Annotated in this window: 27 protein-coding genes and 1 tRNA gene; 14 read left to right on the plus strand and 14 right to left on the minus strand. The window is 33.6% G+C overall.

All coding sequences use genetic code 11. The annotated features are described in order from the left end of the window. Positions 1-47 precede the first annotated feature (47 nt). Entirely contained in the window at positions 48-641 is a 594-nt protein-coding gene (locus ACFPTQ_RS15605) for a hypothetical protein (protein WP_278035195.1), read from the minus strand. A gap of 342 nt (positions 642-983) precedes the next feature. Here ACFPTQ_RS15605 and ACFPTQ_RS15610 point away from each other — a divergent pair, with 342 nt between their 5' ends. Together ACFPTQ_RS15610 and aroQ are read left to right on the plus strand one after the other, a co-directional pair. Next, entirely contained in the window at positions 984-1,538 is a 555-nt protein-coding gene (locus ACFPTQ_RS15610) for a porin family protein (RefSeq protein ID WP_379778782.1), read from the plus strand. A gap of 79 nt (positions 1,539-1,617) precedes the next feature. Then, positions 1,618-2,031, plus strand: a complete 414-nt coding sequence (aroQ, locus tag ACFPTQ_RS15615; RefSeq protein ID WP_379778785.1) for a type II 3-dehydroquinate dehydratase — start codon at positions 1,618-1,620, stop codon at positions 2,029-2,031. A 61-nt stretch (positions 2,032-2,092) separates the two neighbouring features. On the opposite strand, the gene ACFPTQ_RS15620 is transcribed toward aroQ, so the two are convergent. The 4 genes from ACFPTQ_RS15620 to ACFPTQ_RS15635 are packed head-to-tail and all read right to left on the minus strand — an operon-like array spanning position 2,093 to position 5,396. Further along, entirely contained in the window at positions 2,093-2,965 is an 873-nt protein-coding gene (locus ACFPTQ_RS15620) for a cation diffusion facilitator family transporter (protein ID WP_379778788.1), read from the minus strand. 4 nt (positions 2,966-2,969) lie between these two features. After that, entirely contained in the window at positions 2,970-4,283 is a 1,314-nt protein-coding gene (gene murA / locus ACFPTQ_RS15625) for a UDP-N-acetylglucosamine 1-carboxyvinyltransferase (protein ID WP_379778791.1), read from the minus strand. A gap of 52 nt (positions 4,284-4,335) precedes the next feature. Then, positions 4,336-5,052 (minus strand): DUF4290 domain-containing protein, encoded by a 717-nt coding sequence (locus tag ACFPTQ_RS15630; protein ID WP_379778794.1) that lies wholly within the window; start codon positions 5,050-5,052, stop codon positions 4,336-4,338. Between the two features lie 59 nt (positions 5,053-5,111). Continuing rightward, a complete protein-coding gene (locus ACFPTQ_RS15635) occupies positions 5,112-5,396 on the minus strand; it encodes a DUF493 family protein (RefSeq protein ID WP_379778797.1) in 285 nt (94 codons plus the stop codon). A gap of 228 nt (positions 5,397-5,624) precedes the next feature. Here ACFPTQ_RS15635 and ACFPTQ_RS15640 point away from each other — a divergent pair, with 228 nt between their 5' ends. The 4 genes from ACFPTQ_RS15640 (at position 5,625) to ACFPTQ_RS15655 (ending at position 9,606) form a co-directional block, all read left to right on the plus strand. After that, the gene (locus tag ACFPTQ_RS15640) at positions 5,625-7,520 is read left to right on the plus strand and encodes a RecQ family ATP-dependent DNA helicase (RefSeq protein WP_379778800.1); all 1,896 of its coding nucleotides are present in this window, start codon (positions 5,625-5,627) and stop codon (positions 7,518-7,520) included. Then, positions 7,520-8,467: a methionyl-tRNA formyltransferase gene (fmt, locus tag ACFPTQ_RS15645; RefSeq protein ID WP_379778802.1), complete on the plus strand. Its 948-nt coding sequence runs from the start codon at positions 7,520-7,522 to the stop codon at positions 8,465-8,467. The genes ACFPTQ_RS15640 and fmt overlap by 1 nt, the downstream gene beginning before the upstream one ends. A gap of 180 nt (positions 8,468-8,647) precedes the next feature. Further along, complete coding sequence (locus tag ACFPTQ_RS15650) at positions 8,648-8,920, plus strand: HU family DNA-binding protein (RefSeq protein ID WP_066324007.1); 273 nt, start codon at positions 8,648-8,650, stop codon at positions 8,918-8,920. A 125-nt stretch (positions 8,921-9,045) separates the two neighbouring features. Next, a complete protein-coding gene (locus ACFPTQ_RS15655; RefSeq protein WP_278035187.1) occupies positions 9,046-9,606 on the plus strand; it encodes a YqgE/AlgH family protein in 561 nt (186 codons plus the stop codon). Here the strand turns inward: ACFPTQ_RS15655 and ACFPTQ_RS15660 are convergent. Next, positions 9,603-10,442 carry an aminotransferase class IV gene (locus ACFPTQ_RS15660; RefSeq protein ID WP_379778807.1) on the minus strand — a complete coding sequence of 280 codons (840 nt, stop codon included), beginning with the start codon at positions 10,440-10,442 and terminating at the stop codon, positions 9,603-9,605. The two genes, ACFPTQ_RS15655 and ACFPTQ_RS15660, sit on opposite strands and share 4 nt — an antisense overlap. Positions 10,443-10,497: 55 nt before the next feature. Continuing rightward, the gene (locus tag ACFPTQ_RS15665; protein ID WP_278035185.1) at positions 10,498-10,890 is read right to left on the minus strand and encodes an START-like domain-containing protein; all 393 of its coding nucleotides are present in this window, start codon (positions 10,888-10,890) and stop codon (positions 10,498-10,500) included. 154 nt (positions 10,891-11,044) lie between these two features. On the opposite strand from ACFPTQ_RS15665, the gene ACFPTQ_RS15670 reads away from it, so the two are divergent. After that, a tRNA-Met gene (locus ACFPTQ_RS15670) sits at positions 11,045-11,118 on the plus strand. 290 nt (positions 11,119-11,408) lie between these two features. Here the strand turns inward: ACFPTQ_RS15670 and ACFPTQ_RS15675 are convergent. The 5 genes from ACFPTQ_RS15675 to ACFPTQ_RS15695 form a co-directional block, all read right to left on the minus strand. After that, the gene (locus tag ACFPTQ_RS15675; RefSeq protein ID WP_379778810.1) at positions 11,409-12,416 is read right to left on the minus strand and encodes a 3-oxoacyl-ACP synthase III family protein; all 1,008 of its coding nucleotides are present in this window, start codon (positions 12,414-12,416) and stop codon (positions 11,409-11,411) included. 85 nt (positions 12,417-12,501) lie between these two features. Continuing rightward, on the minus strand, positions 12,502-12,834 hold the full coding sequence (locus ACFPTQ_RS15680; RefSeq protein ID WP_379778813.1) for a YegP family protein: 333 nt from the start codon (positions 12,832-12,834) through the stop codon (positions 12,502-12,504). An 89-nt stretch (positions 12,835-12,923) separates the two neighbouring features. Next, positions 12,924-13,871, minus strand: a complete 948-nt coding sequence (locus ACFPTQ_RS15685) for an ABC transporter ATP-binding protein (RefSeq protein ID WP_379778816.1) — start codon at positions 13,869-13,871, stop codon at positions 12,924-12,926. Between the two features lie 252 nt (positions 13,872-14,123). Beyond that, positions 14,124-14,819: an OmpA family protein gene (locus ACFPTQ_RS15690; RefSeq protein WP_278035169.1), complete on the minus strand. Its 696-nt coding sequence runs from the start codon at positions 14,817-14,819 to the stop codon at positions 14,124-14,126. Positions 14,820-14,853: 34 nt separating this feature from the next. Continuing rightward, positions 14,854-15,330 (minus strand): hypothetical protein, encoded by a 477-nt coding sequence (locus ACFPTQ_RS15695; RefSeq protein WP_379778819.1) that lies wholly within the window; start codon positions 15,328-15,330, stop codon positions 14,854-14,856. Between the two features lie 183 nt (positions 15,331-15,513). Here ACFPTQ_RS15695 and htpG point away from each other — a divergent pair, with 183 nt between their 5' ends. From htpG to ACFPTQ_RS15720, 5 genes are all read left to right on the plus strand, one after another. Then, the gene (gene htpG / locus ACFPTQ_RS15700; protein WP_379778822.1) at positions 15,514-17,397 is read left to right on the plus strand and encodes a molecular chaperone HtpG; all 1,884 of its coding nucleotides are present in this window, start codon (positions 15,514-15,516) and stop codon (positions 17,395-17,397) included. Between the two features lie 382 nt (positions 17,398-17,779). Then, positions 17,780-18,523: a S1 family peptidase gene (locus tag ACFPTQ_RS15705; protein WP_379778825.1), complete on the plus strand. Its 744-nt coding sequence runs from the start codon at positions 17,780-17,782 to the stop codon at positions 18,521-18,523. Between the two features lie 189 nt (positions 18,524-18,712). Beyond that, positions 18,713-19,018 carry a GIY-YIG nuclease family protein gene (locus ACFPTQ_RS15710; protein ID WP_379778828.1) on the plus strand — a complete coding sequence of 102 codons (306 nt, stop codon included), beginning with the start codon at positions 18,713-18,715 and terminating at the stop codon, positions 19,016-19,018. 118 nt (positions 19,019-19,136) lie between these two features. Then, positions 19,137-19,703 (plus strand): YdeI/OmpD-associated family protein, encoded by a 567-nt coding sequence (locus ACFPTQ_RS15715; protein ID WP_379778831.1) that lies wholly within the window; start codon positions 19,137-19,139, stop codon positions 19,701-19,703. A 96-nt stretch (positions 19,704-19,799) separates the two neighbouring features. Further along, complete coding sequence (locus ACFPTQ_RS15720) at positions 19,800-20,354, plus strand: DUF4256 domain-containing protein (RefSeq protein WP_379778834.1); 555 nt, start codon at positions 19,800-19,802, stop codon at positions 20,352-20,354. Between the two features lie 28 nt (positions 20,355-20,382). Here ACFPTQ_RS15720 and ACFPTQ_RS15725 read toward each other — a convergent pair whose 3' ends face one another. Next, positions 20,383-21,228, minus strand: coding sequence for an NAD(P)H-hydrate dehydratase (locus tag ACFPTQ_RS15725; RefSeq protein WP_379778837.1), 846 nt, complete (start codon positions 21,226-21,228; stop codon positions 20,383-20,385). A 183-nt stretch (positions 21,229-21,411) separates the two neighbouring features. Between ACFPTQ_RS15725 and gcvT the strand changes: the two genes are divergently transcribed. Then, the gene (gcvT, locus tag ACFPTQ_RS15730; protein WP_379778840.1) at positions 21,412-22,494 is read left to right on the plus strand and encodes a glycine cleavage system aminomethyltransferase GcvT; all 1,083 of its coding nucleotides are present in this window, start codon (positions 21,412-21,414) and stop codon (positions 22,492-22,494) included. A gap of 54 nt (positions 22,495-22,548) precedes the next feature. Then, positions 22,549-23,268: a YebC/PmpR family DNA-binding transcriptional regulator gene (locus ACFPTQ_RS15735; protein ID WP_278035161.1), complete on the plus strand. Its 720-nt coding sequence runs from the start codon at positions 22,549-22,551 to the stop codon at positions 23,266-23,268. 230 nt (positions 23,269-23,498) lie between these two features. On the opposite strand, the gene ACFPTQ_RS15740 is transcribed toward ACFPTQ_RS15735, so the two are convergent. Beyond that, the gene (locus ACFPTQ_RS15740) at positions 23,499-24,836 is read right to left on the minus strand and encodes an MATE family efflux transporter (protein WP_379778844.1); all 1,338 of its coding nucleotides are present in this window, start codon (positions 24,834-24,836) and stop codon (positions 23,499-23,501) included. Between the last annotated feature and the right edge of the window lie 154 nt (positions 24,837-24,990).

Raw genomic sequence — 24,990 nt, forward strand, 5'->3', positions numbered from 1 at the left:
AAAAAAACCTCTCAAAAGAGAGGTTTGAAATTTTGAAATTAGAAAAACTATCTTCCCCATTTCCCTCCACCTAGGTAAAAACCTAAATGAATACCTAAATAAGTATTAGACACACTAGCTATTTTTTCACCAGACATATTTTGTAAATCTGATTTAGGAACGAAATTGTACTCCAATCCCATTCTAAATTTACCCCATTCAAAACCACCTCTGATCAAACCTCCCATTTTACCACTTGCATCTAAAGTCGCATCAGAAGATGAATCTATATCGTCAAATTCAACATTCGCAATTGAATAATAACCAACACCTCCACCTAAATAAGGAACAAATGAACTCCCTGAACCATTAAAATAATAATCATAAGTCCCAACATACGAACCATTAGCAGAAATTTTAGCACTAGTAGTTTCTCCTTCAGTTTCTATATCTCTAATCATTGCAGCTCCACCAATACGCAAACCAACATTCATATTGTCTTTTATATTAAATTTTGGTTCAATAGAAAAAAGTAAACCTCCACCTCCATTAGATGGAACAGTATAACCTAAATCCAAACCAACTCTAAATTTTCCTTGTTCTTGAGAATAAACATTTCCTAGAGCAAATGCAGCAATTGCTGTTAAAATAATTTTTTTCATCTTATTAACTTTGTTAAAATTTCCCCAAAAGTAATAGAATTACTATAAGTTAAAAATTTCAAAAATATAGAAGCGAATAAAAACAACAAAAAAAGAGCTTAACCACAAAAAATAAAAGTCAATATATCAATAACTTACAAGTTGAAATATCACCTAATTTAGTGATTTTTCAAAAAAAACAGCATTAAAACAAAATTAACGTTTTTACCTATAAAATAATCGCTAATAAATTTGAAAAATGAAAAAAATAAAACAATACCGCTGAATTATATAATATTTTTAAACAATAGAAGTTATAACTTGCGTACTCAAATCTATAATTAAATTTAAACTTTTAACACCATGAAAAAATTAATCTTAGTTACAATAATGCTATTTAGCATTACAACAGTTTTACAAGCGCAATCAATACGTTTTGGTATCAAAGGAGGAGCTAACTTTGCAAACCAAAATGGAGATACTCCACCGGCTTTTGAAAGTACTGAATCAATCACGAGTTATCATGCAGGTTTAGTTTCTGAAATAAAATTATTAGATAATTTAGCAATACAGCCTGAGCTTTTATATTCTACACAAGGGGCTAGCTATAAAAATGCTGTTGAAGAATTCAAAAACGAGTTGGGCTATTTATCAATTCCTGTATTGGCAAAAATTTACTTAAGCAAAAGTTTAAGTTTAGAATTAGGTCCACAAGCTTCGTTCTTGCTAAGTGAAAGAAAAAATGTAGATTTGGGTGATCAAAATACTTTTGAATTTGCAGCAGTAGGCGGTTTAGGACTAAACATCACAAAGAACCTATTCGTACAAGCACGTTACGGTTTAGGTCTAACTGAGGCTTCTAAAGATGCCGACATTAAAAACACTACTATCCAACTATCGGCTGGAATTATGTTCTAAAAAAAAATATATCCTATAAGAACCGTCTCGTTATTTTGTATAACGGGACGGTTTTTTTATTTTTACCAAAAGATAAAAAATGAAAATTAGTATTATAAACGGTCCTAATCTGAACTTGTTAGGAAAACGCGAGCCTGAAATTTATGGCAGCTTAACTTTTGAAGAGTATTTCGAAGAATTGAAAGCAAAATTCCCTTCTATAGAATTCAATTACTTCCAAAGTAATATTGAAGGTGAATTAATCGACAAAATTCAAGAATTTGGGTTTACGTATGATGGTATTATTTTAAATGCAGGAGCTTACACACATACCTCTGTTGGTATAGGTGATGCGGTAAAAGGTATTACAACCCCAGTAGTAGAAGTGCATATTTCGAATACTTTTTCAAGAGAGAGTTTCCGTCATCAATCCTACATTTCTGGAAATGCAAAAGGCGTTGTTTTAGGATTTGGGTTAAAAAGCTATGATTTAGCCATTCAATCTTTTTTATAATAGATCCACAAAACAAAAAAGCGAGTTAGATTTACTTTTAACTCGCTTTTTTGTGTTTTAATTATTCATCATCTGGTTCTATATGAATCAAGACATGTCCTAATTCTGGAATTTCTTTTCGCAAAGTATCTTTGAGAATATGCGCTAGTTGATGCCCTTCTTTTACGGATATTTCGGCACTTACTATTGCGTGCAAATCTACATGATATTTCATACCTGATTTTCGAATAAAACACTTTTCGGTATCTATTATTCCTTCTACATTAGAAGCAACTTGACGAACATGTTCGATTAAATCATCATACAAATGTTCATCCATAATTTCGCCTAAAGCAGGTCGAAAAATCAAAAAGCTATTGTAAATGATAAAACCAGAGGCAAATAAGGCAGCCCAATCATCTGCAGATTCATAACCTTTTCCTAGAACTAAGGCAATTGAAATCCCTAAAAAAGCCGCCACCGAAGTAATTGCATCACTTCGATGATGCCATGCATCTGCTTTTAAAGAAGAACTATTAGTTTCAACACTACGTTTCATTACTGTTTGAAAAGAGTATTCTTTCCAAATAATGATAGCTCCTAAAACAAATAAAGTCCAGGATTTAGGTAAATCATGCGGTGTTTGAATATTAGCAATACTTTCATAAGCTATAATGGTTGCCGAAGTAATTAAAAAACCAACGACTAAAAAAGTAATTAATGGTTCAGCTCTTCCATGACCATAAGGATGATTTTCATCAGCAGGTCGATTGGAGTATTTAATTCCAAATAAAACTAAAAAAGAGGCAAAAATATCGGTTGTAGATTCAATTGCATCCGCAATTAAGGCATAAGAATTGCCAAAAAAACCTGCTAAGCCTTTTATAATTGCTAAGCAGGTATTTCCTATTATACTAAAGTAAGTTGCCTCTACGGCTTTTTGTTCTTTATTCATATTTTTATTCTACACGAACAATATTAGCACCGATAGCTCTTAATCGTTCGTCAATTCGCTCATAACCACGATCGATTTGTTCTATGTTTTGAATGGTGCTTGTTCCTTTTGCAGAAAGTGCAGCAATCAACAATGAAATTCCGGCGCGAATATCTGGTGAAGACATCGTAGTGGCTTTCAAAGTAGATTTGAAATCATGCCCAATAACCACTGCTCTGTGCGGGTCACACAACATGATTTTAGCTCCCATATCAATCAATTTATCCACAAAGAACAATCTACTCTCAAACATTTTTTGGTGGATTAAAACATCTCCCTTAGCCTGTGTAGCAACAACCAGAACAATACTCAATAAATCAGGAGTGAATCCTGGCCATGGTGCATCGGCAATAGTTAAGATAGATCCATCGATATCTGTTTTTACTTCATAACCATTTTCATGAGTTGGAATGTAAATATCATCTCCTCTACGCTCTAAAGTGATACCTAATTTTCTAAATGTATTTGGTATTAAACCTAAATTTTCCCAGCTTACATTTTTTATTGTAATTTCACTTCTTGTCATTGCTGCAAGACCAATCCAGCTACCAATTTCGATCATATCTGGCAAGATACGGTGCTCACAACCACCCAAACGTTCAACTCCTTCAATCGTTAATAAGTTAGAACCAACTCCTGTAATTTTGGCTCCCATTGAGTTCAACATCTTACAAAGTTGTTGCAAGTAAGGCTCACAAGCAGCATTATAGATAGTCGTTTTTCCTTTTGCTAAAACAGCAGCCATAACAATATTTGCAGTTCCAGTTACAGATGCTTCATCCAATAACATATCGGTTCCTACTAATCCATCGGTAGTTTCTACACCATAAAAATGGTCTTCTCTATTATATCGGAATTTAGCTCCTAAATTGATGAATCCTTCAAAGTGAGTATCTAATCTTCTTCTCCCAATTTTATCACCTCCTGGTTTTGGGATGTACCCTTTTCCAAAACGAGCTAATAATGGTCCAACAATCATAATCGAACCTCTTAAAGCGCCTCCCTCTTTTTTGAAAGCTTCAGTTTCTAAATAATCTACATTAACCTCATCAGATTGAAAAGTATACGACCCGTGAGCATTTTTAGTTATTTTAACCCCTAAATTTCCTAACAGTGTTATTAATTTATTGATGTCAATAATATCGGGAATGTTGTTGATTGTAACTTTTTCTGAAGTTAAAAGTACAGCACATAATATTTGTAATGCTTCATTTTTAGCACCTTGCGGAGTAATTTCTCCTTTTAAACGGATTCCTCCTTCAATTTTAAAGATTCCCATATTATCTATCTCAATTTTATTTTTTACTTGTATTTTCGTTTAGTAGCAAATTCTATTGCTTCTGATTGTTATTTGAATATTTTTTCCCTTTGCCACCTTTATTATTCTTATTATTTTGAATTTTAGGTTGCCCTGTAGAAACTTTATTTGACATTCTTTTGTTAGTACGTAACAAATCGGATGTGTTTATTAACTCTTCTGTACTTTGTAACAAGTTCAATTTTCCTCCTGATAATTCGTAAAGATGTTCAAAAATCACATCATCTTTCACGGTATCTTTATTCCAACTCAAGTACGATTTTTTCATATGATTGGCAATAACTTTTACCAATGCACTTTTCATTTCTCCTTCTTCCCATTGGTTTGCAACATCAATCATATATTTGATATTGTTTCCATAATAACGGTATTTAGGGAAATTTTGAGGATATTTCAAAACCTCAGGTTTCAATTGTAACACTTCTCGTGAAGGAATAGGATATGGTGATTCAACATCTAATTTAAAGTCAGACATTATAAAAAGCTGATCCCATAATTTATGTTGAAAGTCAGGTACATCTCTTAAATGAGGATTTAGCGTTCCCATTACCTGAATAATGTATTTAGCTGCTTTATTTCTTGTTTCGGCGTCTTCAATTTCAGTCGCTTGATCGATAAGCTTTTGTAAATGACGCCCATACTCAGGAATAATCAAATGCGAGCGTTCGGCATTATATTCTAGATGATGTACAACATCATTCGCATTTTCTTTAATATATTTCTGATTCATAATTTGTTTTATTTGAAGCTTAACTACAAAAGCGAGGCTAAAATACTATTATTCCGCAATTATAAGGAAATGATTCCTTCAATTGTAGAAACTTCGATATATTTATCAATTACGGCCTGAGGACTTTGCATTTGAACGTCAATTGATACACTCGTAAATTTTCCAGTTTTAGATTGTGTTGTTTTAATTACGGCTCCCATACCATCAAATGCAGCATCTACTTGTTTGATTTTTTCAACATCAGTAGGAACAATAAATTTAAACAAATATATCGCTGGCCAAGAATTACTTTTTTCTAGCTCGGTTCTTAATCTATCAAAAAACTCCTCTGTTTTCTTATCCATTTGTCTTTAAAAAATAAAGGCAAATATACGCTTTCAATTCTAAAATCGGAATTATAGCCTATGATTTTTAGTTAAATGATTATTTTGATAGTCGCATTTTTTAAAATTCTAAATTAGTTTAACTAAGTTTGCTTTAAAATCAGTTTTTTAAGGACTAAGTACTATAAATTTGTTTAAAAAAAACTGCCGTTTTTCTCTATAAAAACGAATTAACATTTTCTTATTTGCATGTCTGAACCGCTACAAATTCTACAAAAATACTGGAACCACGATAGTTTTAGAACACCACAAAAAGAAATTATTGATGCTGTAGTAAATGGTCACGATACATTTGCACTAATACCTACAGGAGGAGGAAAATCGATTTGTTTCCAAATCCCTGCTCTAATGCAAAAAGGAATTTGCTTAGTCATTTCACCCCTTGTAGCTTTGATGAAAGACCAAGTGGCTAATTTACAAAAACGGAACATCAAAGCTATTGCACTTACTGGAGGCATTAAATCTGACGAAATAATTGATCTACTTGACAATTGTCATTATGGGAACTATAAATTTCTCTATCTATCTCCCGAGCGTTTGCAATCGGAATGGATTTTAGAACGAATTAAAAACCTTCCTATCAATTTAATTGCAATTGATGAAGCGCATTGTGTTTCGCAATGGGGACACGATTTCCGCCCTGCCTATCTTAAAATCGCCCATCTAAAAACTCATTTTCCCAAAACTCCTTTCCTTGCACTAACCGCAACCGCAACTCCTAGAGTAAAGGAAGATATAATTAAAGAGTTAGGTCTCGAAAACCCATTGTGCTTTGAAAAATCATTCGAAAGAAAGAACATTGCCTATATGGTTTTTGAAATCGAAGACAAACTATTTAGAATTCAACAAATTTTAAAGAAAAACCCGCAGCCATCAATTATATATGTTAGAAACCGAAAAGCCTGTAGCGATACCGCCAATCAACTTAACGCCCTAGGATTCAAAGCAACATTTTACCACGGAGGCTTACCTACGAAAGAAAAGAATAAAAATATGCAACTCTGGATGGACGAAGAAGTTCAAGTTATGGTTGCCACCAATGCTTTTGGAATGGGAATTGACAAGGCTAATGTAAAAACCGTAATACATATCCAACTTCCGGATAATCTCGAAAATTATTATCAAGAAGCAGGAAGAGCAGGAAGAAATGAAGAAAAAGCGTTTGCAATTTTGCTTAGCAGCCCGTCCGATATTACTCAAGCAGAAAATCAGTTTTTATACATTCTTCCAGATAAAACTTTTTTAAAAGAAGTCTTTATCAAAATGTGCAACTATTTCCAAATTGCCTATGGAGAAGGCATCAACGAACAATTTTCATTTAATTTGAATCAATTTTGCCAGAGATACAATTTCCCTGTTTTAAAAACATACAATGCTATTCAGTTTCTTGATCGTCAAGGGGTAATTAGCCTATCCCAAGAATTCTCAGAAAAAATAAGTTTGCAATTTATTATCCCTTCCAAAGAAGTCATTCGATATACAAGTCTCAATCCAAACGACGAAGAAATTATAGTAACTATTCTAAGGGCCTATCCCGGAATTTACGAAACCCCAATCAACTTAAATATTCCATTTATTGCAAAAAAATCAAAACATACGGAAGCAGAGGTAGAAATTGCATTGGAAAAATTAAAAGAAAAAGATATCGTTGCCTATCAGTCTAAAAACAATGACACAACATTACTATTTAACGAAATTCGAGAAGATGAACGAACCATTAATCGAATCGCAAAATACCTAGAAAACCAAAATAAATTAAAAAAACAACAATTTGAAGCCGTAATCAACTACATCCAAAAAGACGATTGTTGTAAAAGTCAATTACTTTTAGAATACTTTGGTGAAACCAAAACAACTAGTTGTGGTATATGCTCTTACTGCATTAGCAAAAAAGAGAAAAAAGAATCTAAAGCTACCATCTCTAAAAAAATAGTAGATTTATTGAAAACTGGCGATTTAAGTTCGAGAGAAATTCAAACAAGTTTACATAATCTTTCAGACGATGTTATCTTTGCACTTCAAGAGTTATTAGAAAACGAAATCATTCTAATACTACCAAACAATAAATATATCTTAAAACAATAATGGAAAAATTACGAATTGTATTTATGGGAACTCCAGACTTTGCAGTAGGAATCCTTGATAGCATACTAAAAAACAATTACGAAGTAGTAGGTGTAATTACCGCTGCTGACAAACCAGCTGGTCGTGGTCAAAAAATTAAGTATTCGGCAGTAAAAGAATATGCTTTAGCAAATAACCTAAACTTATTACAGCCGACAAATTTAAAAGACGAAAGCTTTCTTGCCGAATTAAAATCCTTGAATGCCAATTTACAAGTCGTGGTTGCCTTTAGAATGTTACCTAAAGTAGTATGGGAAATGCCTAAATTAGGCACTTTTAACCTTCACGCCTCCCTTTTACCTAACTACCGCGGTGCAGCACCCATCAACTGGGCTATTATTAATGGAGAAACTAAAACCGGTGTAACAACATTTTTCATTGATGACAAAATAGACACTGGAGCTATGATTTTAAGCACCGAAACAGCAATTGACCCAAATGAAAATGTAGGCCAACTTCATGACCGTTTAATGCACTTAGGAAGCGAAACTGTAATTAAAACACTAGCCTTACTAGAAAAGGATCAAGTTCAAACCACTATTCAAACGGATAGTGATGATATAAAAACAGCTTACAAACTCAACAAAGAGAACTGCAAGATTGATTGGAACAAATCGGCAACTGAAATCCACAACCTAATAAGAGGTCTAAATCCTTATCCAGCGTCTTGGTGTTTCTTTACCGATAAAAACCAAGAGTGGAATGTAAAAATTTATGAGTCGAAAATCAGTACTGAATCCCATACTCATGAAGCAGGAACCATCATTAGCTCAAAGAAAGAATTAAAAATAGCTGTAAAAGATGGATTTATTCAGGTATTAAGTTTACAATTTCCAGGTAAAAAGAAAATGACTACTGGTGAATTGCTTAATGGAATTTCATTTTCAGAAGAGGCAAAAGCAGTTTAAGCCCAATAAAAACAGGTAAAACCGCCAAAAATACCCCAAAAAACACGGTGTTATGAACAAAAAAAATAAGTTATTAACAAAATAGCGTAAAATCCGTCAAAACACTTGCGAGGTCTGTATTTACTGCTAAATTTGTTGTATAACAATTTATTTTTAACCAACATTTAATAACTTTTTATTATGAACAAATCAGAATTAATCGATGCTATCGCTGCTGACGCAGGAATTACTAAAGCAGCTGCAAAATTAGCTTTAGAATCATTTTTAGGTAATGTAGGTGAGACTTTGAAAAAAGGTGGTAAAGTTTCTTTAGTAGGTTTTGGATCTTGGTCAGTTTCTTCAAGAGCTGCTAGAGATGGAAGAAATCCACAAACTGGAAAAACTATTCAAATTGCTGCTAAAAACGTAGTAAAATTCAAAGCTGGAGCTGAATTAGAAGGAGCTATCAACTAAGGTTTTATTTTCAAAACCTAGCCAATATAAAAAACCCTCTATCGAGGGTTTTTTTGTGCTTTTTACCGAATATTTTTGGACTTTTTCATTTTTTTTATTAAATTTAATAAAAAAAATCAATTATTATGATTTCAGAACCATTAATAAAAGGGCAACTTCTAATTGCTGAACCTTCAATAATTGGAGATTTATCATTCAATCGTTCTGTGATTTTATTAGCCGATCATGATAAAGACGGATCTGTTGGTTTTATCATTAATAAACCATTGAAATATACTATTCACGATTTAATTCCTGAGATAAATTCAAAATTAAAAATATACAACGGTGGTCCTGTAGAACAAGACAATCTGTATTTCATCCACAATGTACCTAACTTAATTCCTAATAGTATTGAAATTTCAAATGGTATTTATTGGGGTGGTGATTTTGAATCTACTAAAGAACTAATCAATAGCGGACAAATCAACAAAAACAACATTCGATTTTTCTTAGGTTACACAGGATGGTCAGAAAGCCAACTTCAATCTGAAATGGAAAACAATTCATGGATAATCACATCTAACAGCTATAAAAATAAAATTATAGGCAAATCTTCCACCCATTTTTGGAAAGAACAAATTTTAGAATTAGGAGGCGAATATCTAATATGGTCTAACGCACCCGAAAATCCCTATTTAAACTAAGTAGTTGCTACGATTTGATTTAACTTTTCTACTAATTGTTCTGCTACGCTGGTAGTGAATATTTTTTTTCTGTATTTCGTTATCGGTTGAACGCCTTTTATCACATTAGTAATAAATAACTCTTCTGCTTTTTGAAGATCAAAAGGAGAAATAACATCTTCAACAACCTCAATACCTGAAATAGTTTTAGCCAAACCAAGAATCTGTTTGCGCATTACACCATTCAAACAACCTTCTGACACTGGAGGAGTAATTAATTTTCCGCCCATAACCATAAAAATATTTCCCTGAATAGCTTCGACTACATTTTTAGAATCATTCAGCAACAAACAATTATCCAAACCATTTTCATCGGCATAAATGCTTGCGGTAACATTCAAGATTCTATTGGTACTTTTAATAGAAGACAAAAGTTGCTTAGTGATGTAAAAATCTTTAAACAAGTCTACCTCATACCCTTTTTTATCAAAAGAATACATAGCCGTTTCTAAAGCCGTCGCATGCACTAAAAAAGAAACCAATCTATCCAAAGGTAGATAATAACCTCCATCATTTCTAAAAACAGTAATTCGAGCTCTAGCAGCAGCAGAAATCGCCAATTTATCAGTCAACGTTAGCAATTGTTCTTCAAAATATTCCATCGTAAAATTCATTGGAATCTCCATACGAACAACTCGCATCGAAGCCATTAACCTAAAATAATGATCTTCTAGATACAAAACTTTTGAGTTAACAATTTTTACTGTTTCAAAAACAGCATCACCATACAAAAACCCTCTGTTTTGTGTTAAAATATTTGAATCTTGAGTTACTAACGTCCCGTTGAAATTAATCATAAAAAAAGCCCTGAATTTAGTTCAGGGCAAATATAAGTCATATAAATAGAATTCACTATACAGAACCCAATAGATGTTTTAAATCCGAAATTTGATTTTCCCACAATTGTTTGGCTTCATCAATTTCATCTTCTTCGGCAAAATCAACAATCATCAAAGAAACATCTTTAGTCAATTCATCCTCTAAGATATGTAATTCAAAAAAATAATCGGTATCCTTATTTGCCGAATCTACCCATTTGAACTTTACTTTCTCACCTGATTTTTTGGAAGCTAATCTTGCTTTTTCTTCTGAATCATTCCAAATAAAAGTAAAAAACTCCCCTCTGGAATTAACATCATCAGCAAACCATTCTGCCAAACCAGAAGGAGTAGATATATATTGATACAATAATTGTGGTGAAGAGTTTATAGGAAACTCTATTTCATAACGTACTTTAACATCCATAAAAGACCGATTTATTTTTTTCGAATATATACAATATAATATCTAAAAAAAAACGTTTTTAAAAATATTTTTTTTCTGCATTTTTTTCTTGCGTGATATATTTTTATTCCTATCTTTGCACCCGCAATCAGGAACAGTATTGACCTGAACATTTGGCGAGGTAGCTCAGTTGGTTAGAGCGCAGGATTCATAACCCTGAGGTCACGGGTTCAACTCCCGTCTTCGCTACTGGATAAGAGAAATGATGAAAATCATTTCTCTTTTTTTTTTACACCCCATAAAATCAAAAGATTAGCAAAAAACAACTTTATAAACTACGTTTTTAAAGACTTTATTTTTCAATAAAATACCTGTTTTTAACATAATTAAGAAACCTTACAATTGGTGCTGTTCCTGTTTTTTTTTAACCTAAGAAAAGAAACAATTTATCGAATACCATGAAAAGAAAAGCTAAACTTAGGCTCAAAATTAAAGTACTAAAAAATCAAACCGTAAATTTTTCCAATTTATTTACTGCTTTACCATTTAATAATAGCACTTGCCCAAGTAAACCCACTTCCAAAAGCAGCTAAAACAACCGTATCTCCTTCTTTAATTTTTCCTTTTTCCCAAGCTTCCGTTAACGCAATAGGAATTGAAGCCGCCGTGGTATTTCCATATTGCTGTACATTATTATAAACTTGATTGTCGGTTAACTTAAACTTACTCTGGATATATTGAGAAATTCTCAAATTAGCCTGATGCGGAATTAGCATATCAATATCTGAAACTGCTAAATGATTTACTTCTAAAGCTTCCATAATCACTTCTGAAAATCGTACGACAGCATTTTTAAAAACAAACTGCCCATTCATATATGGAAAATAACTTTCGTCATCTGGATTATTATCAGCTAAGATATCATTCACCCATCGCCCTCCCATTCCAGGAGCTGTAAGTACTAATTCTTCCGCATGTATCCCTTCGGAATGCAAATGAGTTGAAAGAATACCTTTGGCCAAATCTTCTTCTCTACTCAAAATAGCTGCACCTGCCCCATCCCCAAAAATTACAGAAACACCTCTTCCTCTGGTAGTCATATCTAATCCTGAGGATTGCACTTCAGAACCAATAACTAAAACATTCTTATACATTCCTGTTTTAATATATTGATCAGCTACAGATAAGGCATATACAAACCCAGAACATTGGTTACGAACATCAAGAGCGCCTACTGTTTTAAGCCCTAAATCTCTTTGTACTAAAACACCTGGGCCTGGAAAATAATAATCTGGACTTAAGGTCGCAAAAACAATAAAATCAATATCATTTTTATCAATCCCTGCACGTTCCATAGCAATTTTAGCCGCTTTAACACCCATTGTAGTGGTGGTGTCTTCGCCTTTTACAATATGCCTACGCTCTTTAATTCCGGTTCGTTCCTGAATCCATTCGTCATTGGTATCCATGATTTTAGACAAATCGGCATTAGTCACAACATTATCGGGAACATAAAACCCTAGACCTGATATTTTTGAATGATACATTCTCTATTTTTTTATATTAGAAACTAAATATAATAAAAAAACCAGTCTAAAAACTGGTTTTCTAATGTTATATTCTCTGTTTTAACTAAGTTGTTTGATTATCTACAGTGGCATCCGGCGCATTTTTCTTAACCGATTCAATACCATTTTCCCGAGCTGCAACCGACTCATACATTTCGCTATTTCCAATAATTTGACCATTTCCAGCTTTCAAATTGAAATAATGCTTCCCGTTAGTCGATTCTTTACGATCAAAGCGACCGTCTTCCTGAGAATTTTTCCTAACCGATTCAATTCCGTTGTCACAAGCCGCCAGAGTTGTATAACCTTCACTTGCTAAAATTGTCTGACCATTACCTGCTTTCAGGTTAAACTGAAACTCTCCATTTGTTCTTTTTGTAATTACAAATTTTCCCATATTTTTTTATTTATAATTGGATTAAAATTAGAATTAAAACTTATGTCAGCTAAAAATAATAAAAAAACACAGAAAAATCAGAAATAAATTCAACAAATCATCAATTTAACTTCTTGATTAAATTCTAATGCTGTTTGGTGTTCGAAAAAAATCACCTTTCTGTCAAAAACCGCTTTGATTAAATAATAACCACCTTTAAAATACGATTGTTTGACTAAAACATTCATAATTCCTTTGTCATCCACTTTTAATTGGTGTGGATACAACAAAAGCAACTCATCATCCTCTTCATTTACATTTATAAGTTGGGACAATTTCAATTCGTTTACTTCCCCAAAAAGTGAAGCAACATATTTATTGATTGGGTTGTTATACAAACTATTAGAATCGGCCTTGTCTACAATTTGCCCATTATACAACACTATGGTTTCATCGGCAAAAGAAAGTGCATCTGTACTGTCATGAGTAGCTACAAGACAAGTAATACCTTGGGCTTTTAAATACGCAAATAGATTACGACGTAAAGCATTTTTTCTAAAATTATCAATGTGACTAAACGGTTCGTCTAACAATAAAACCTCAGGCTCTAAGGCTAAAACTCTGGCTAAAGCCACTCGCTGTTGTTGTCCTCCACTTAGATATTTAGCTTTTACATCGGCATATTCAGTCATCTCAACAATCTCAAGCAACTCTTGAACACGTGCTTTCTTTTTGTCTTGATAAATATTAGACAAATATTTCCCTACATTCTCTGCAACTGTAGTATAAGGCATCAAATCAAAATCCTGTGATAAATATTTCATATAAGGCATCCCTGGAACCAAATGAAAACTAGGCCCTAAAACCTCCTCGTTATTCCAGAAAATTTGTCCCTGATCTAAATCATACAAGCCGTAAATTAATTTAAGTAAAGTACTTTTACCACAGCCACTTTCGCCTATAATAGCTATATTTTGTCCTTTATTAACAGTAAAATTGATGTTTTGAACCACTGGTTTTTCGGTATAACCAAAACTAATATTTTGAACTTGGAGCATTTGAAAAGAATGATTTTTTTGAGAGTGCAAAGATAGATTTCTTTCATCTAAAAAAAGAAATAAATATTGTTATAAGTCATGTAAGTTTTTCTCTTCCTAAAAAAGAATAATTAGTTCAGAAAAGTTATTTTTAGAAAGGAAAATTTTAAAAAATCAGTGACAATCTGCTAAATCTGTTTTATCTGTGTGCTATTCTCACAAAAAAAAGTCGCCCCATAAGGACGACCTTCATATTTGAGTAAAATTTTCTAATTAGTTTCCAGCTTCTTTTTGAGCGTCGGCTTTCATTTTTTCATTTGCTGTAATAGCAAATTCTACACGACGGTTTTGACTTCTTCCTTCCACTGTACCATTGTCAGCAATTGGATCAGCAATTCCCATCCCTGTAATTGTAAAACGACTTGCTGCCAAACCTTTGCTTATTAAATATTTTTTTACTGAATTAGCACGCTCTCCTGAAAGTTTTAAATTATAATCAGCAGAACCTGTACTATCCGTATATCCAAAAATAGTAATATCAGTATCTGGATATTCATTAAAAACGGTAACTAATTTATCTAAGTTTGCTTTTGCAGAAGCTGTCAATGTAGATTTATTAGTATCAAATCGAACAGCATTTTCATTTAAAACTAATTTTATTCCCTCTCCTACACGTTCAACATCTGCTCCTGGAATAGCTTGGTCAATTTGTCTGGCTTGTTTGTCCATCTTGTTACCAATAACTCCACCGGCAACTCCACCAACTACTCCACCAATAACAGCTCCCATTGCTCCTTTTCCACCTTTACCAAGGTTATTTCCTAAGATCCCACCTAAAATAGCACCTCCAGCAGCTCCAATAGCCGCACCTCTTTGTGTTTTATTTGTATTTTTAATTGACTCACAACTAGCAAAAAGTGAACCCAACACCATGATAAATGCTAATGCTATAACTGATATATTTTTCATAACTTTCTTTTTTTAAATTATTTACTAAAACAAATTAGTTTACACGTTGAAATTGATAAACCACATCTGTTAATTTCCCTCCAACATCAATTTTGTCAATTAATTGGAAAGAACTCTCTGTTAAATTAGCCACACGTAATACATAACCATCTCTAACTTTTCTCGCTTTTTCACCAGCATCTAAGATTTTCAAAACCACTTCTCCGTTTGAATTTACAAACCAAGTAATAGGCGAACTAAAAACAGGGCAATCATATTTAGTTAAAGCCATTTCACCTTTGTTATTATTGGAAATAAACTTCCAAGTACTTCCTTCAAAACATTTCGAATCAGCTAATTGAAATGAATTTACTTTGATATAATTGGAGCCTGGATAAGTTACTGAACTAATAACCCAATTTCCTTTCATCCCTACCTGAGTTCCTCGGTCTAATTTAGTAGCTGTCACCGAAGAAGTTTTGCAAGAAAACAATGTTAATGCAAAAGCTGCAACTAAAAATATTTTTTTCATCGTTAATCGTTTTTATATTAAACTTAGACAAAGATACAATCTAAGTTTTTAGTTTTTGTTTCATAATACCATTAATTTATTACAAAATTAAGATATAAGACATTTTGTCACCCTAAATCACATTGGTACTTTATTTGAAGAAATCTGTTTACAAAATGTAAAACATTCTAAAAAATTTTAAATATGACAACTGGAAAAATTAATGTATCAGTGGAGAATATTTTCCCACTAATTAAAAAGTTCTTATACAACGATCACGAGATCTTTTTACGTGAATTAATTTCGAATGGAACAGATGCAACATTAAAATTAAAACACCTTACTAACATTGGTGAAGCCAAAGTAGAATATGGAAACCCAATCCTTGAAGTTAAGGTTGACAAAGAAGGCAAAAAATTACACATCATCGACCAAGGAATTGGAATGACAGCCGAAGAGGTTGAAAAATACATTAACCAATTGGCTTTTTCTGGTGCTGAAGAATTCTTGGAAAAATACAAAGACACCGCAAAAGATTCTGGAATCATTGGACACTTTGGTCTTGGATTCTACTCGGCTTTCATGGTAGCTTCTAAAGTAGAAATCATCACCAAATCATACAAAGACGAACCAGCGGCGCACTGGACCTGCGACGGAAGCCCAGAATTCTCTTTGGAACCAGCTAACAAAACAGAGCGAGGTACAGAGATTATCCTTCATATTGCTGATGATTCTTTAGAGTTCTTAGAAGACTACAAAATCAAAGAACTATTGAACAAATACAATAAGTTCATGCCTATTCCAATTAAATTTGGAACAAGAACAGAAACTTTACCTAAACCAGAAGACGCTCCTGAAGATTACAAAGCAGAAACGGTTGAAGTAGACAATATCATCAACAACCCAAATCCAGCTTGGACCAAACAACCTTCTGACTTAAATGAAGAAGATTATAAAACCTTCTACCACGAATTGTATCCAATGCAATTTGAAGAGCCTTTATTCAATATCCACTTAAATGTAGATTATCCTTTCAACCTAACAGGAATCTTGTATTTCCCTAAATTAGGTGCCGATTTACAAATCCAAAAGGACAAAATCCAATTGTACCAAAACCAAGTGTTTGTTACAGATAATGTTGAAGGTATTGTACCTGAATTCTTAATGATGCTTCGCGGAGTGGTGGATTCACCAGACATTCCTTTGAATGTTTCTCGTTCAGGATTACAGGCAGATGGTGCGGTGAAGAAAATTTCGAACTACATCACTCGTAAAGTAGCGGATAAATTGAAATCGTTATTTAACGAAAACAGAGCCGATTTCGAATCAAAATGGAACGATATCAAAATCGTTTTAGAGTACGGAATGCTTTCTGAGGATAAATTCTACGAAAAAGCAGGTGCTTTTGTATTGTACCCAACAGTAAATGACAAATATTACACACTTGACGAATTAAAAGAAAACCTTAAAGACAAGCAAACCGACAAAGACGGAAAATTGGTTATTTTGTACGCAGGAAACAAAGAAGCACAACATGCTTACATTGAAACTGCCGAAGCAAAAGGATACGAAGTATTGCTTTTAGATTCGCCAATTATCTCGCATTTAATCCAAAAATTAGAAAACGATAATAAAGATGTGACTTTCGTTCGTGTAGATTCGGATCATATTGATAACCTAATCAAGAAAGAAGAAACTACAATTTCTAAACTTTCTGACGAAGAAAAAGAAAGTTTAAAAACATCTTTGGAAACCTATATCCCTAAAACCTATACGGTTCAATTAGAAGCTTTAGACAGTCAGGCAGCACCGTTTATTATCACGCAGCCTGAATTCATGCGTAGAATGAAAGAAATGAGTCAAACCGGCGGTGGCGGAATGTTTGGAATGGGTAATATGCCAGAAATGTACAACTTGGTAGTGAATACAAATTCGCCTTTGGCAACCACCATTTTAAACACCGAAGACAAAACAGCTCAGGAAAGCCTTGTAAAACAAGCTTTAGACTTAGCTAAATTGTCACAAAACCTATTAAAAGGAGAAGCCTTAACTGCTTTTGTAAAACGTAGTTTTGAGTTGATTAAATAGGCAGAGAACCCATTTTATAACATAAAATGGCGTGAATCGCTTATTCCGAACTTGTTTCGGAATCTCTATAAAATACAAATCCTGCTAGTGCAAACTAGCAGGATTTTTTTGTTTAGGAGCAGAAAGTTTGATTTTCCATAAGAACTTCCCTCCCGCTATTCGTTGCAATCTCTTGTTCCATTTCACTCCACAAGAGGATTTTCACTACTATCGGGGCTATTGATAGCTTTTCATTTCCAAAATAACTTTTATGAGAATATTTTGATATATTTGATTTAAACTATAACTAATTACAGCAAAACAATTCAATATAATAACCATGAAACATTTATTGATCATAATCTTTCTAACTATTTCAAATTTAAATTTTGGACAAAATCCAATGAATTCAACAGTCATTAAAAACTCTCGAAAGAGCTGTGTAAAAATATATAGTATACAAGGACAAAGTGTGGGCACAGGATTCTTCATTTCAGATGAATTAATAGCTACATGTTTCCATGTTGTCGCAAAAATAGAAGCTGACGGGACAAACATAAATTGGTCTATTTTTCAAGACCTTACAATAGTTACAGAAAATGGAGAAAATGTTTCTGCAACTTGCATTAGCATTCCTAATAATATTTCTTCTGAACCATTATTTCAAGATTTTGCAATATTAAAAACAATCAAAAAAGTAAAAGATATAGCTATTTTACCACTATCAAAAAAACTAACACATAATATTACTGAAACAATAATGTTTTCAGGCTATCCATTGGGTACACCAATAATGGTAAGTCATGTAGGAACAATTTCAGGCATCACAAAAGATAAATCTTTAATTTCTGTTCAAGCTTCAACCAACAAAGGAAATTCTGGAGGAGCATTAATAAATAAAGAAGGTGAAGTTATTGGTATCATTAGTTTAAGAGAAGGGGGAATTTCTGCAGAGCTTCAAAGCTATTTAAAAAGGATAAATGATACTCAATCTCAAGGTAGTATAGAAATTATGGGGATAAACCCTTTACAAGCAACTAAAGAAACTATAACAATATTAGACAAATATATAAGTACGGGAATAGGATATGCAAGAAATATATCTTTCCTACAAAATTATATTTCAAAGAATGGAATTAAATTATAATGTCTCAATTATGCGGATTTGCAATCCTTGCCCACAACGAAAAGCAACTTTGTAGAAATACTAAATGAGATTGCTTCGCTATCGCTCGCAATGACTAAAACCGCCTAGTAAGTCATTGCGAGGAACGAAGCAATCTCACTAAAAAGAGAAAAAAACTAAAATACATCATATCGCCAATAAAATAAAAACATGAAACCAGGATTTGTGTACATCATTACCAATAAATCCCAAACGGTAGTTTATGTTGGTGTGACGTCAAATCTTCCACAAAGAATTATAGAACATAAAAACAAGAAATACCCAACATCATTTTCAGCCCGATACGATGTAAATATATTAGTTTACTATGAACAATTTCAATGGATTGAGGAAGCAATAGCTCGTGAAAAACAAATAAAAGCAGGTTCAAGAGCTGCAAAAAACAAATTGATTCAATCTATCAATCCAACATGGAATGATTTATTTGATGCTATTAAAGACATAATGACTGAATAATAATTATTTGTATTTTTAAAATCTATGCAACAACGAGAAACAACTTTGTAGAAATTCTAAATGAGATTGCTTCACTGCGTTCGCAATGACTAAATTGAAGACAACTAAATCAAACCAAATGCACGAAAAACCAACACTTTATTTCAAAAACGATTCCGAATGGAGAGCCTGGCTTCATGAAAACCATCAAACACACAAAGCGGTCTATCTGATTTTTTACAAAGTAGCTCACGAAGCCGAAAGTATGCGTTGGGAAGAAGCCGTAAAAGTGGCAATTTGTTACGGTTGGATTGATTCGACTGTAAAGAAATTGGATGAAGACAGAAGAATGCAACTATTTACACCTCGAAAAGACAAAAGTGTTTGGAGTAAAGTCAACAAAAATTACATCGAAGAATTAATTGCTGCCAATTTAATGCACGAAAGCGGTTTGAAAAAAATCGAAACGGCAAAGAAAAATGGTTCTTGGGAAAGTTTGGACGCCGTTGAAAATTTAGAAATTCCTGAAGATTTACAAATTGAATTTGATAAAAATCAAGAAGCATTTTCAAACTACAACAACTTTAGCAAAAGTTATAAAAAAGGCTATTTACATTGGTTAAACCAAGCCAAACGGTCAGCAACGCGACAAAGTAGAATTGCTCAAATTATTGATTTGTGCGAGCGAAATTGTAAAATCAGATAGAAATTAATTAACAATACAATTTGTCACACTGAGCTTGTCGAAGTGTTTTTAACAAAGTCTTCGACAAAATCAGACTGACAACTCAACTTTTAAATTATGAACAAACTATCTCCAGAAGAAACTTCAACGCTATTAAAAACTTTACAAAACCGTTTTGAAAAAAACATCAAGCGCCATCCCGAATTAGATTGGAACAAAATCCAAACAAAACTGGAAGCTAATCCGCAAAAATTATGGTCACTCAACCAAATGGAGCTCACAGAAGGAGAACCGGATGTCATTAGATATGATTCTCAAACAGACGAATATACTTTTTGCGATTGCTCAGCTGAAAGCCCAAAAGGACGTAGAAGTCTTTGCTATGACAAACAAGCCTTAGATTCCCGAAAAGAAAACAAACCCAAAAACAATGTCATTGATATGGCTCTCGAAATGGGTATTTCACTTTTAACAGAAGAAGAATACCGAGAATTACAAAAACTAGGGAATTTTGATAGTAAATCTTCAAGCTGGATTGAAACACCTGCTGCAATTCGAAAACTAGGCGGGGCTATTTTTGCTGATTTCCGTTATAACACTGTTTTTGTATATCATAATGGAGCCGAATCTTATTATGCTGCTAGAGGTTTTCGTGCTTCACTAAAAGTTTAACTATCTTCAAATTCTAAAAAAAAAAAAATTACTTTAAACTCAAATAAGCTTTCCCTAAATACGCAATAATATCCGAAGCGATGAACGATTGAACCCCTGTTTGAGGGATTGCAATATCAGCGGTTAATCCGTGTAGATACACTCCTATTTTTGCAGCATCAATAGGTCCATACGATTGGGCTAACAAACTCGTAATAATTCCGGTGAGTACATCACCACTTCCTGCAGTGGCCAGAGCGGGATTTCCGGTTGTATTTTTGTAAATAGTGGTTCCATCAACGATATGAGTTGGCGCGCCTTTCATTACTACAATAACATCGTATTGCTTTGAAAACGAAATGGTTTTTTCAAACTTTTCATCTTCGGATTGCCAATTCCCAATCAATCGTTCCAATTCCTTAGGATGAGGCGTTAAAATCGTCTTGGGCTGCAAATGAACCCATTCGGATTTGTTTTGAGACAAAATATTCAACGCATCTGCATCAATCACTAACGGAATTCTATTATTCCGAATAAATTCACAAACTGCTTTTTGGGTTTGCTGCTCCAGTCCTATTCCCGGACCAATCCCAATAGCATTGGGCTTAAAATCGAAATTGATATTTGAAATACATTTTTTCTTCTTATCAGTCAAAACCATCACTTCGGGAATCGCAATTTGCAGAATTTCATAACCACATCTTGGCACAAAAGCAGTCACTAAGCCACAGCCTGTTTTCAGAGCGGCTTTAGAAGACAAACATACAGCTCCTATTTTACCATAACTCCCACCTATGAGCAAAGCATGCCCCTGAATTCCTTTATGAGTAGTTACAGCAATGGTTTTATAGTGCTTTAAAATTTCGGCTTTATCTATTAAAATGGTCTGAAACATACTGCTAACTTTAGAATAACCAAATCTAAATTAGTACTATTTTAAACAAAACTATACGAATATTTCAATTATTTTCTTAAAAAAAAGCATAGTTCAAAGCCTTACAAACTTTGACTTCTACACCTTTGTTACTCAAAATAAAAGCAATAAATTAGCGCCATCAAACCTAACACATAAATCATAATGAAAAATACTGCGCTAACGCACATACATGAAGCTTTAGGAGCTAAAATGTTACCATTTGCTGGATACAATATGCCTATTACTTACGAAGGAGTAAATGCCGAACACGAAACAGTGCGCACTGCTGTTGGTGTTTTTGATGTGTCTCACATGGGTGAATTTTTCCTTTCTGGTCCTAATGCTTTAGCATTAATCCAAAAAGTAACTTCTAATGATGCTGCTGTATTAACTGACGGAAGAGTACAATACTCTTGCTTGCCTAACAACGAAGGCGGTATTGTTGACGATTTATTGGTTTACAAAATCAAAGACGAAGAATATTTATTAGTAGTGAATGCTTCTAATATCGAAAAAGACTGGAATTGGATTTCCTCTCAAAATGATTTGGGTGTAGAAATGGTGAACCGTTCTGATGACTATTCACTTTTGGCTATCCAAGGACCAAAAGCAGTTGAAGCTTTACAATCATTGACTTCAGTTGATTTAGCTTCTATCAAATATTACCACTTCACCATTGGAAACTTTGCAGGATTTGACGATGTTATCATCTCTGCAACAGGATATACCGGAGCGGGTGGATTTGAAATTTATTGCAAAAACGATCAAGCTGAAACTATCTGGAATAAAGTATTCGAAGCCGGAGCTCCATTCGGAATTCAACCAATCGGTTTAGCTGCACGTGATACTTTACGTTTAGAAATGGGATTCTGTTTATACGGAAACGACATCAACGATACAACTTCTCCAATCGAAGCTGGTTTAGGTTGGATTACTAAATTCACCAAAGAATTTACTAATTCTGCTAATTTAAAAGCTCAAAAAGAAGCTGGAGTAAGCCGTAAATTAATCGGTTTTGAAATGTTGGAAAAAGCAATTCCAAGACACGATTACGAAATTGTTGACGCCAATGGAAACAATATCGGTATTGTAACTTCTGGTACAATGGCACCATCTTTAAACAAAGGAATCGGTATGGGATATGTTACTACTGAAAACAGCGCAGTTGATAGCGAAATCTTCATCCGCATCCGTAAAAAAGATGTAGCTGCAAAAGTGGTAAAAATGCCATTTTATAAAAACTAATTCTTTGTAAAAACAAGAATAATTGTATTTTTGCAGCGTTAAAAAAATTTAGAAATGGGAAGAGCATTTGAATTTAGAAAAGGAAGAAAAATGAAACGTTGGGCAGCTATGGCCAAAACGTTCACCAGAATTGGTAAAGATATCGTAATGGCCGTTAAAGAAGGCGGTCCAAATCCTGAAACCAACTCTAGATTAAGAGCCGTGATCCAAAATGCTAAGGCAGCCAATATGCCGAAAGACAACGTGGAACGTGCGATTAAAAACGCTTCTAACAAAGACACTGCTAACTATAAAGAAATATTATTCGAAGGATATGCTCCTCACGGAATTGCGATCCTTATCGAAACAGCTTCTGACAACAACAACAGAACTGTAGCCAATATTCGTAGCTATTTCAACAAATGCAACGGAACTATGGGAACACAAGGTTCGGTAGAATTCATGTTTGACCACACTTGTAACTTCCGTATTCCCAAAGAAGGTTTAGACGCTGAAGAATTAGAATTAGAATTTATCGATTTTGGTGCTGAAGAAGTTTTTGAAGACGAGGACGGAATCTTAATCTATGCTCCTTTCAACAGCTTTGGAACTATCCAAAAAGAATTAGAAAACAGAGGTATCGATATCCTTTCTTCAGGTTTTGAAAGAATTCCTCAGATTACTAAAAAACTGAATGCAGATCAAATTGCTGACGTTGAAAAATTAATCGAAAAAATCGAAGAAGACGATGACGTAATGAACGTTTATCACACCATGGAAGAAGCTGAAGAATAATCTTCATCCAAAATATTATACAAGAAAGAGTTTAGCATCATTGTTAAACTCTTTTTTTATGGCGTTACCCCGTTGCAGAACGACAATACAAAACAGAAAATAACTGCAGCAACGCGGTCGGGCTTTCCGCTACTAGTCCTCGCCCCGATAAAAAATCGGGACTGCGGGCTATCCGCTTCAATCCCTAACGCAAAAACAACAAACAACAAACTATAAACTTTAAACAATGTTTACTTAACTGTTCTCCAAGTCCTATAAAACAAAGGATATTCATAAGCCAACATACATACCCACCCCACTAAACAAGCCAAAGCAATTCCTTCAATCCCAAAATAAGGAGCCAGAATATAAGCCGAAATCACTCTCCCCAACATTTGAGCAAAAGTAGAATTCAAAGTAATTTTCATCTTCCCTAAACCTCTAAAATAGCCCTGAATCACATTAGTAATCCCAGGCAGTACATAAAGAAATACCATCACTTTTAAATATTTCACGCCTTCGTTGATAACATCGGTTCCTTCATCACCTAAAAACAACGAAATAAGCTGTCTAGAGAAACTTAAAACAATTAGCATTGCAATCACTGAATACACCACTTCCATTTTAAATCCGGTACTGAAACCTCTTCGTATTCGGGCAAAATTACCTTTTCCATTATTCTGGGCGATAAACCCTGTCGTTCCATGCGCAATATTTTGCTGAACCACCATCACAAAATCATCAATTTTACTCACTGCATTAAAAGCTGCAATAGACACAACCCCAAGTGGATTAACGGCACCCTGAATTAAAAATTTACCCAAATGTAAAGTAATTTGCTGCATTGCCGCCACCGAACTATAACTAACAATTGTTCGCAACAAGCCTTTATCAAAAACAAAATCCTTTGCATTAAACCGCAAAATTGGAATTTGAAATCGCACATAAATAACGCAAAACAAAGCAGCTATTGCTTCTGCTATAACAGTTGCCCAGGCTGCTCCTGCTACACCTTTCTTCCAAACCACAACAAAAAGTAAATCCAAAACAACATTAAGTAATGCCGAAGCAATTAAAAAATAAAGTGAAGCTTTAGAATTACCCATACTTCTTAAGGTAGAAGCATATATATGATAAATAAAGGTAAAAACAAGTCCAATAAATATAATTTGAAGATATGTGGTAGCATCACTTAAAATCGCTTTAGGAGTATTTAAAAAAATAAGTATATACCGAGAACTTAAAAAACCTAAAACAACTAATAATAAGGTAAAAATACCACCAAAAATCAAAGAAGTTGATACCACTCGCTTTAATTGAGGAAAATTTTGTTGTCCAAAATATTGCCCCATCAATACCGACATGCCCAGACAAATACCAATAATCAAAAAAAGAAGCAAATTCATAACTGGAGCTGCTGCTCCTAATGCTGCTAAAGCATTCGCACCAATATAACGCCCCACAATAATTGAATCGACTGCATTATAAGTAAGTACAAAAAAATTACTAATTATTAATGGCAAAGTAAAATGAATAATTTGTGGCACAATAGGTCCACGAGTCATATCAACAAGCTTCTTTTTATTCATTTTTTCAAAATAAGCATTGATTCATCTAAACAAATATAAATAAAACAAAAAACCCTATCCAAATTGGATAGGGTTTTCAAAGAAAGGCGACGACATACTCTCCCACAAAATGCAGTACCATCTGCGCAGGCGGGCTTAACTTCTCTGTTCGGGA

This window comes from Flavobacterium sp. GCM10022190, assembly GCF_042656445.1.
Classification (GTDB): Bacteria; Bacteroidota; Bacteroidia; order Flavobacteriales; family Flavobacteriaceae; genus Flavobacterium; species Flavobacterium nitratireducens.

Coding starts and splice junctions, on each gene's coding strand:
- ACFPTQ_RS15735 (WP_278035161.1), top strand. CDS start 22,549: ATGGGAAGAGCATTTGAATTTAGAAAAGGAAGAAAAATGAAACGTTGG.
- ACFPTQ_RS15690 (WP_278035169.1), bottom strand. CDS start 14,819: ATGAAAAATATATCAGTTATAGCATTAGCATTTATCATGGTGTTGGGT.
- ACFPTQ_RS15605 (WP_278035195.1), bottom strand. CDS start 641: ATGAAAAAAATTATTTTAACAGCAATTGCTGCATTTGCTCTAGGAAAT.
- ACFPTQ_RS15680 (WP_379778813.1), bottom strand. CDS start 12,834: ATGGGAAAATTTGTAATTACAAAAAGAACAAATGGAGAGTTTCAGTTT.
- ACFPTQ_RS15660 (WP_379778807.1), bottom strand. CDS start 10,442: ATGATTAATTTCAACGGGACGTTAGTAACTCAAGATTCAAATATTTTA.
- ACFPTQ_RS15725 (WP_379778837.1), bottom strand. CDS start 21,228: ATGTTTCAGACCATTTTAATAGATAAAGCCGAAATTTTAAAGCACTAT.
- ACFPTQ_RS15740 (WP_379778844.1), bottom strand. CDS start 24,836: ATGAATAAAAAGAAGCTTGTTGATATGACTCGTGGACCTATTGTGCCA.
- ACFPTQ_RS15630 (WP_379778794.1), bottom strand. CDS start 5,052: ATGAATCAGAAATATATTAAAGAAAATGCGAATGATGTTGTACATCAT.
- ACFPTQ_RS15695 (WP_379778819.1), bottom strand. CDS start 15,330: ATGAAAAAAATATTTTTAGTTGCAGCTTTTGCATTAACATTGTTTTCT.
- ACFPTQ_RS15640 (WP_379778800.1), top strand. CDS start 5,625: ATGTCTGAACCGCTACAAATTCTACAAAAATACTGGAACCACGATAGT.
- ACFPTQ_RS15650 (WP_066324007.1), top strand. CDS start 8,648: ATGAACAAATCAGAATTAATCGATGCTATCGCTGCTGACGCAGGAATT.
- ACFPTQ_RS15675 (WP_379778810.1), bottom strand. CDS start 12,416: ATGTATCATTCAAAAATATCAGGTCTAGGGTTTTATGTTCCCGATAAT.
- ACFPTQ_RS15685 (WP_379778816.1), bottom strand. CDS start 13,871: ATGCTCCAAGTTCAAAATATTAGTTTTGGTTATACCGAAAAACCAGTG.
- murA (WP_379778791.1), bottom strand. CDS start 4,283: ATGGGAATCTTTAAAATTGAAGGAGGAATCCGTTTAAAAGGAGAAATT.
- ACFPTQ_RS15710 (WP_379778828.1), top strand. CDS start 18,713: ATGAAACCAGGATTTGTGTACATCATTACCAATAAATCCCAAACGGTA.
- gcvT (WP_379778840.1), top strand. CDS start 21,412: ATGAAAAATACTGCGCTAACGCACATACATGAAGCTTTAGGAGCTAAA.
- ACFPTQ_RS15635 (WP_379778797.1), bottom strand. CDS start 5,396: ATGGATAAGAAAACAGAGGAGTTTTTTGATAGATTAAGAACCGAGCTA.
- ACFPTQ_RS15720 (WP_379778834.1), top strand. CDS start 19,800: ATGAACAAACTATCTCCAGAAGAAACTTCAACGCTATTAAAAACTTTA.
- ACFPTQ_RS15665 (WP_278035185.1), bottom strand. CDS start 10,890: ATGGATGTTAAAGTACGTTATGAAATAGAGTTTCCTATAAACTCTTCA.
- ACFPTQ_RS15705 (WP_379778825.1), top strand. CDS start 17,780: ATGAATTCAACAGTCATTAAAAACTCTCGAAAGAGCTGTGTAAAAATA.
- htpG (WP_379778822.1), top strand. CDS start 15,514: ATGACAACTGGAAAAATTAATGTATCAGTGGAGAATATTTTCCCACTA.
- ACFPTQ_RS15610 (WP_379778782.1), top strand. CDS start 984: ATGAAAAAATTAATCTTAGTTACAATAATGCTATTTAGCATTACAACA.
- aroQ (WP_379778785.1), top strand. CDS start 1,618: ATGAAAATTAGTATTATAAACGGTCCTAATCTGAACTTGTTAGGAAAA.
- fmt (WP_379778802.1), top strand. CDS start 7,520: ATGGAAAAATTACGAATTGTATTTATGGGAACTCCAGACTTTGCAGTA.
- ACFPTQ_RS15715 (WP_379778831.1), top strand. CDS start 19,137: ATGCACGAAAAACCAACACTTTATTTCAAAAACGATTCCGAATGGAGA.
- ACFPTQ_RS15620 (WP_379778788.1), bottom strand. CDS start 2,965: ATGAATAAAGAACAAAAAGCCGTAGAGGCAACTTACTTTAGTATAATA.
- ACFPTQ_RS15655 (WP_278035187.1), top strand. CDS start 9,046: ATGATTTCAGAACCATTAATAAAAGGGCAACTTCTAATTGCTGAACCT.